This window comes from Bradyrhizobium sp. (genome assembly GCF_035701725.1).
GTDB lineage: Bacteria > Pseudomonadota > Alphaproteobacteria > Rhizobiales > Xanthobacteraceae > Bradyrhizobium.
This window is the reverse complement of record NZ_DASSRP010000165.1, coordinates 40,454-47,722: the sequence shown is the minus strand read 5'-3', so window position 1 is coordinate 47,722 and position 7,269 is coordinate 40,454. Positions and strand designations below refer to the sequence as shown.

General features: G+C 62.4%; 7 protein-coding genes and 1 pseudogene. 5 read left to right on the top strand and 3 right to left on the bottom strand.

The window, feature by feature from the left end:
• From VFL62_RS10055 to VFL62_RS10040, 4 genes and pseudogenes are all read left to right on the top strand, one after another.
• A pseudogene (locus VFL62_RS10055) lies at positions 1-156 on the top strand (chemotaxis protein CheW); the annotation flags it as partial.
• 58 nt (positions 157-214) lie between these two features.
• Positions 215-580 (top strand): response regulator, encoded by a 366-nt coding sequence (locus VFL62_RS10050; protein WP_291571280.1) that lies wholly within the window; start codon positions 215-217, stop codon positions 578-580.
• 96 nt (positions 581-676) lie between these two features.
• On the top strand, positions 677-1,849 hold the full coding sequence (locus VFL62_RS10045) for a chemotaxis response regulator protein-glutamate methylesterase (RefSeq protein WP_325172222.1): 1,173 nt from the start codon (positions 677-679) through the stop codon (positions 1,847-1,849).
• Positions 1,846-2,724: a protein-glutamate O-methyltransferase CheR gene (locus VFL62_RS10040; RefSeq protein ID WP_325172217.1), complete on the top strand. Its 879-nt coding sequence runs from the start codon at positions 1,846-1,848 to the stop codon at positions 2,722-2,724. Before VFL62_RS10045 ends, VFL62_RS10040 begins: the two co-directional genes overlap by 4 nt.
• Positions 2,725-2,740: 16 nt before the next feature.
• Here VFL62_RS10040 and VFL62_RS10035 read toward each other — a convergent pair whose 3' ends face one another.
• The 3 genes from VFL62_RS10035 to VFL62_RS10025 form a co-directional block, all read right to left on the bottom strand.
• Positions 2,741-3,895, bottom strand: coding sequence for a glutathionylspermidine synthase family protein (locus VFL62_RS10035; RefSeq protein WP_325172216.1), 1,155 nt, complete (start codon positions 3,893-3,895; stop codon positions 2,741-2,743).
• Positions 3,896-4,071: 176 nt separating this feature from the next.
• Positions 4,072-4,488, bottom strand: a complete 417-nt coding sequence (locus VFL62_RS10030) for a hypothetical protein (protein WP_325172215.1) — start codon at positions 4,486-4,488, stop codon at positions 4,072-4,074.
• A gap of 15 nt (positions 4,489-4,503) precedes the next feature.
• Complete coding sequence (locus tag VFL62_RS10025) at positions 4,504-4,908, bottom strand: DUF350 domain-containing protein (protein ID WP_325172214.1); 405 nt, start codon at positions 4,906-4,908, stop codon at positions 4,504-4,506.
• Positions 4,909-5,030: 122 nt separating this feature from the next.
• Here VFL62_RS10025 and VFL62_RS10020 point away from each other — a divergent pair, with 122 nt between their 5' ends.
• Complete coding sequence (locus VFL62_RS10020) at positions 5,031-7,244, top strand: phospholipase D-like domain-containing protein (RefSeq protein ID WP_325172213.1); 2,214 nt, start codon at positions 5,031-5,033, stop codon at positions 7,242-7,244.
• Positions 7,245-7,269: the final 25 nt, after the last annotated feature.

Sequence of the window (7,269 nt, the reverse complement as noted above, 5' to 3'; positions counted from 1 at the left end):
AGGCTGCCCGACGACAGCCGCGAAGAAAATCCGGTCAACCTCGATCCTCGCATGGCGAAGCTTGCCGGTGGCGTACACCGCCTCGATGGACAGTTGATGGTTGTCCTGGACGTCGATCGGGTGCTGGAAATTTCACCTGAGATGATGGCCGCTTGAAACTGACGAACGCGTAACGGAACTACTAGCTGGTTTTTTGAGCATAGAGGCAACGACAATGAAAACATGTCTGGTCGTGGATGACTCGAGCGTCATCCGAAAGGTCGCAAGGCGTATTCTGGAAGGTCTGGATTTCCAGATCGTCGAAGCCGAAGACGGCGAAAAGGCCCTCGAGGTCTGCAAGCGCGGACTGCCCGAAGCCATCCTGCTGGACTGGAACATGCCGATCATGGACGGCTACGAGTTCCTCGGCAATCTCCGCCGCATGCCCGGCGGCGACCAGCCGAAGGTGGTGTTCTGCACGACGGAAAATGATGTAGCCCACATCGCCCGCGCGCTTCATGCCGGCGCGAACGAATACATCATGAAGCCGTTCGACAAGGACATCGTCACCGCCAAGTTTCAGGAAGTCGGTCTGATCTGATTGTGCGCGGCGGTGCGGCGGCTTGCGAGCCGCGGGCGCCGCCGTTGTTAGGGTTGCGTTTGTTTTCGGCCGATGGGTTGAGTTCGGTTGGTGAGTATGAGTGTTGCGTTGACGAGTCCGGCGGCCCCAGGCCATCTGCACCAGCAAGAACCGCTGCGGGTCATGCTGGTTGATGATTCCGTCGTCATCAGGGGAATGATTTCCCGCTGGCTGGGATCCGAGCCCGATATCGTCGTGGCCGCTTCGCTGCGGACCGGCCGCGAAGCGGTCAACCAGCTCGAACGCATCAATCCCGACATTGCCGTGCTCGATATCGAAATGCCGGAGCTCGACGGCATTTCGGCGCTGCCGCTGCTGCTGGCGAAGAAGCGCAACCTGGTCGTCATCATGGCGTCGACGTTGACGCGCCGTAATGCCGAGATCAGCTTCAAGGCGTTGTCGCTCGGCGCATCCGACTATATCCCGAAGCCGGAAAGCACCCGCGAGCCTGGCGCCGCCGAAACCTTCCGCCACGATCTGGTGCAGAAGATCCGCCATCTCGGCGCCAGGGCCCGGCGGTCGGCGACGCATCCGGCTGCGCCCGCCTTCGCGCCTGCGCCCGATCGGCTGCGGGAAGCGACCCATCGCGCGCCCCCTGTCGCACATCCGAGTGCGCCCGTGGTCAAGCGCAGCTTCTCGCAGCAAAATCCCCGCGTGCTGCTGATCGGCTCGTCGACCGGCGGTCCGCAAGCGCTGATGAGCATGGTGGCCGAAATCGGTCCGGTGATCGATCGTTTCCCGGTGCTCATCACCCAGCACATGCCGCCGACGTTTACGACGATTCTCGCCGAGCACCTTGCGCGCGCCAGCAACCGGCCGGCGCGCGAGGCGATCGACGGCGAAGCGGTCAAGCCCGGCCACATCTATCTCGCGCCGGGCGGCCGTCACATGCGCGTGGTGCGTCACGGCACGGAAGCGGTCGTCGCGCTTGATGACGGGCCGCCAGTCAATTTCTGCAAGCCCGCGGTTGATCCGCTGTTTTCCTCCGCCATCGACGTCTGGCAGGGCTCCGTTCTGGCGGTGATCCTCACCGGAATGGGCTCGGACGGAACGCGCGGCGGCAAGGACATTGTCACGGCCGGCGGCAGCGTGATCGCGCAGGACGAAGCGACAAGCGTGGTGTGGGGAATGCCGGGCGCGGCCGCCCATGCCGGCATTTGCTCGGCGGTACTGCCGCTCAATCAAATAGCGCCAAAACTGGTGAGGCTGTTTTCAGGAGATCGCTCGTGACGCCGTTGGATTATGAGTTCTTGCGGAAGCTTCTGAAGGAGCGTTCCGGACTCGATCTGTCCGCCGACAAGCAGTATCTGATCGAGAGCCGGCTGGTGCCGTTGGCGCGCAAGGCCGGTCTTGCCGGCATAACCGAGCTCGTTCAGAAGATGAAGGCCGGCGGGGCGGAGCCGTTGATCGCTGAAGTGGTCGAGGCCATGACCACCAACGAAACTTTCTTTTTCCGCGACAAGACGCCGTTCGACCATCTGAAGGACACCATGCTGCCGGCGCTGATGCAGGCGCGCGCCGCGCGCCGTTCTTTGCGCATCTGGTGTGCGGCGTCTTCCACCGGACAGGAGCCTTATTCGATCGCGATGTGTCTGAAAGGAATGGGCGCGGCGCTTGCGGGCTGGAAGATCGATATCGTGGCGACCGACCTGTCGCAGGGTGTTCTGGAAAAATCCAAGGCCGGCATTTTCAGCCAGTTCGAAGTCCAGCGCGGCTTGCCGATCCAGCTGCTCGTCAAGCACTTCACGCAAGTCGGAGACATGTGGCAGCTCAATGCCGACATCCGTTCCATGGTACAGCACCGTCAGCTCAACCTGCTGCAGGATTTCAGCCATCTCGGCACCTTCGACATCATCTTCTGCCGCAACGTGCTGATCTATTTCGACCAGGATACCAAGGCAGCCATTTTTGAACGGATGGCGCGGCAGGTCGAAGGCGATGGTTTCCTGGTGCTCGGCGCGGCTGAATCGGTCGTAGGCATCTCCGACGCCTTCAAGCCGCTTCCCGAGCGGCGCGGGCTCTATCGCCCGAATTCGACTCGTACCGCCAAGCCCGGCTTTGCCGGAGCGATGCCGCAGCGCGCGGCGGCGCTCGCCGCGCGATAGATATCGGGCCAGTCAATCACAGGATCGCGTGGGGCAGAAAGCGTGATCTGTTGCCGGTGATCGGATTTTCGTCCTCCCGGATCGACAGTCCGCAACTGACATGGTCCACCAGCCAGCTTCCAAGCACCGGATATTGGCCGGAAAAATTCGGCAGCGGCGCCAGCGCCTGGCGGATATAGCCCTCCGCTCCATAAGGACCTTGCTGCGCGGCGACGATATCGCCGTGACGCACGATCGAAACGTTGGCGCCTTCGCGAGAGAATAGCGGCTTGCGCACGAACGACGAGCTGAGGCTCCTCGCGTTCGGCTCGTCCTCGAAGAATGCGGGCAGCAAGTTTGGATGGCCCGGAAACATCTCCCAGAGCAATGCGAGTGCGCCCTTGTTGGAAAGGATGGCTTTCCACGGTGGTTCGATCCAGCGGGTCAAGGACGGCCCTAGCCTGACGCCGAAGGCTTCCTGAAACATCCATTCCCAGGGATAGAGCTTGAAGACGAGCCTGATCTTTTCATCGTCGAGATCGACGAAACCGCGGCCGTCGCGCCAGCCGATGCTCTCCATCGCAAGCACCGTGGTTGCAAGGCCGGCCTGCCTTGCGGTGTCTTCAAGGTAGGCAAGGGTGGTGGCGTCTTCAGGGGTGTCGAGGATTCCGGCCAGATGCAGGTGGTCAGCGCCGAATTTCTTCCAGGCTTCGATCAACCGTTCGTGCAGCGAGTTGAACTGGTCGCTGCCGGAGGGCAGTTGGCGTCGCTCGATGTTTTGTTCGAGCCAGGTCCATTGAAACACCGCCGCCTCGAAGATCGAGGTCGGCGTATCGGCATTGTATTCCAGCAGTTTGACCGGGCCGCTGCCGCCATAGCTGAGGTCGAGGCGGCCATAGAGGCTGGCATCGCCCCGCCGCCAGGAGTCGCGGATCACCGGCCAGGATGCTTCGGGGATGCGCAGCCGCTTCAATTGCCGCTCGTCATTGACGACGCCGGCGCAAAGTTCGCGGCACATCGCCTCGATTTCGCCGGTCGGTGCCTCGATCCGGTTCTCGATTTCGGGCAGGGTGAAGGCGTAATAAGCGCGTTCGTCCCAGTAGCGTTCACCATCGATGGTGTGAAAATCGAAGCCGCAGGCCTGCGCGGTCGCCTGCCAGTCGTCGCGTTCGCTGCAAGGGATGCGCTGCACGAGATATATTTGCCCCTAGTGTCCCGATTCCGAAGTTCGTATCATATTGCGGCCCGACGTTTCGAACTTCGGAATCGAAAGGACACTAGGGAAATTATTGGCCTAGTGTGGCTTTGGATCAGAAGTCCGCATGGCGAGCTCGCGGCTAAAATGGCGCGGACTTCTGATCCGCCACACTAGCCGCCGCCGGAGAACATATGCGCGAAGCTGCCGAAGCCGCCGCGCGTCGTCGTGGTTGACCCCGCGCCGCCCGAGGTTCCCGAAGAAGAACTGCCACCGTAATAACTGCTGTGCGACCACCAACTGCCGGAGCCGCCATGGCCGCCGCTTGAAGTGCGTGACCCGCAGCTCGTAACCGGCGCCGGCGCCGGTTGTCCGGTCACCCCCGAGATTGGCGGTGACGGCCCGGCCACCGCCGACGGGCTCGCGGGCTGGCAATTCTCGCGCGGCATCAGCGCGTAGGCGCCGCCGCCAACCGCCATCGTGCCCATCACCAGCAGCGCCACATGCCCGGAGCGCTTGACTGGCGGCGAGGATGTGACCGGAGCGACGGCCGGCTTGCGCTTGCCGAAATCGGGGGGCGGGCTTGCCATCTCAGCCGACCACTCTCAATAGATCATCGAGGCGGCGTTGAGGGCGCCGGCGGCGAGCGAGGACAGCCCGAGCCAGATCGCGGGCGCCATTTCTCCCGCTGCGATCTTGGCGGACAGGTTCGGCACCGGGATCTTGATGACGTAATAGACCACGACCTGAACGACCAGCGCGACCAGGCTCCAGACCAGGCAATCGACGACGTTGGCGGAATGCGCAATCGCGCTCACCACCGGCAGGGTGAAGCCGAGCAGGCTGAGGCCCAGCGCAATTGCGGCCGCCGGATCGTTGTCGCGAATCAGCTTGAACTCGTCATGCGGCGTGATGCGCGTGTAGACGAAGAGATAGACCACGACGCACAGGATCGCGGTGCAGAAGTAGACCAGGAATGCCGGAAGCCCGGCGAGCGATTGCAGGATCATCGTGACTTTGCCTCGCTGATTTCATGCTGCCGACACTCTCGCTCAATATAAAGCCCGAATCCGGCGAGCACTTGCATTTCAGTGCAACTTTAAAATGATCGCCCCGCACCAGGAGATTTCAAATGCCCGAAGTCGCGGTTGCCTTTTCAAACAATGACATTGCCGTGGTGGCCTGGACGTTCGATCGACATCTCGACGGCTGTCTCGGCTTTGCCATTCACCAGATCGACGTCGACCAAGGCAAGGAAACGATCCTGCCCGCGATGGCGCGCTTCGCCGGCCAGACTGGCGCGGACATGACCACCGCGCAAGCGCCGATCCAGAAGTTTTGGTGGAAAGACCTGTTCGCCAGGCGCGGCGGCACTTACGAATATCTCATCGTTCCGATGGGCGGCACCCCCGGCCAGACCCTGACGCCGCTTTCTGGCGTGACCGCCTTGCGCAGCAACCGCGTGACGCTGACGCCGGAGCGAGCGCCGTTCAACGTCTATTTCAACCGCGGCATCGTCGCGACCCAGGCGCTGGCGCATGCGCTAGGGAACGAACCGAGTGTCGATGCACTGACCCCCCATATCCAGAATCCGAGCGATCCGATCCGCATCAATCTGATGGGCCAGTTGCAGGACGGCGTGACCTCACTGCTCGCGCGCGCCGACAAGAATGGCGGCATTATTCACGCGGCGCTTTACGAGCTCAACGATCCGCAAGGACTCGAAAAGCAGCTTCAGTCCAACGCCAAGAGCCGCAACGTCATCCTGGGAAACGAGCAGGGCCCCCACAGCGACGATGCGGACGCCAGTAACCGCGCCGCGCTGAAGGCCGCCGGCGTCAATGTGATCGACCGCATCCTCGGCAAGGGCGACATTCCGCACAACAAATTCATGGTGCTGAGCGAGAACGACCAGCCGACGGCGGTGCTGTCCGGCTCGACCAACTGGACCTCGACCGGGCTCTGCACCCAGTCCAACAACGCGCTCGTCATCGAATCGAAGGACGTCGCCCAGCGCTATATCGACTACTGGAATGCCCTCAAGGCCGATACCGACGCCGCCGACGGCGACCCGCACAAGCTGCAATCGCAGGCGCTGCGCACCGCCTTCGATCACAGCAACAACGCCAAGGCGATTCAAAACCCGATCGACCTCGGCGGCGGCGTCAAGGTCGAATTGATGTTCTCGCCGAACACACCCGGCAAGCTCGCCAAGAATCCGAAAACGCCCAACGACATGGGGCGGGTGTTCGAGCTGATGGATGGGGCCAAGCAGGCCATCCTTTTCCTCGCCTTTGATCCCGGCAACAATTCCATTCTGGACGAGGCGGGACGGATGCTGGCGAAGAAGCCCGATTTGTTCGTTCGCGGCGCACTGACCAATGCCCAGCGCGCGACCCACTTCTCGGAAGCCTTGCACGCGGGCGGTACGGCGGAGGCCGACGATGCTGCCGCGCCGCCCGGCCACAAGAGAGGGGCGGGGACCGTCACCGTGGTTGGCGACACGGGCCAGCCGAAAAAGCAGGGCGAGGCGAACGGCATCGATTTCCGCGCCATTCCGGCCGGCGCCGTCACGGAGAAGGACGCGCCCGGCGGCTGGGAGGCGGAACTCGCGAAATACGGCTTTGCCATCATCCACAGCAAGATCGTCGTGATCGATCCATTCAGCAACGACTGCGTGGTGGTGACCGGCTCGCACAATCTCGGCTTCCGCGCCTCGCATAACAATGACGAGAACATGGTGATCATCCACGGCCACCGCGGACTGGCCGAGGCCTATGCCTGCAACGTGCTCGACGTCTACGATCACTATGCCTGGCGCTTCCTGTTGAAGGAGCATCCGAACGAATTCGGCAAACCGCTGCAAGGCGACGACACATGGCAGGAGCGCTACATCACCGGCGCCGATGTCAAATCGGCCGAGATGCGCTTCTGGCTCGCCGCTGGCGGCCATGCGCCGTCCTCAGCGCCGGCGAAATCGCCGATGCAGCCGGTTCTCTCCTCGCCGCCGACCGCGCCTGAAAGCGCCGTCGAGCAGGCTCCCGTCGTGCAACAGGCCAAGGCAACGACAAAGCCAAAGACAAGGCCCGCCGCAAAGCCGGCCGGCAGGAAAGCGGCCGCAAGATCGTCAGCCGGTGGGATCGCAAAGAAGGCAGCGAAGAAGACCGCGAAGAAAGCGGCCAAGAAGTCCAGCAAGAAGGCCGCAAAGACATCCAAGGCGCCTAAGAAGGCGCCCGCGAAAAAGGCCGGCAAGAAAGCCGGAAAGAAAGCGGCGAAGGCATGGGGCGGCAACAAGGAGATCGGAAAGAGAGCTGGCAAGAAGAAAGCCGGCAAGAAAAGGCGCTAAAGCGCTTTGCCAAAATAAAAACCCC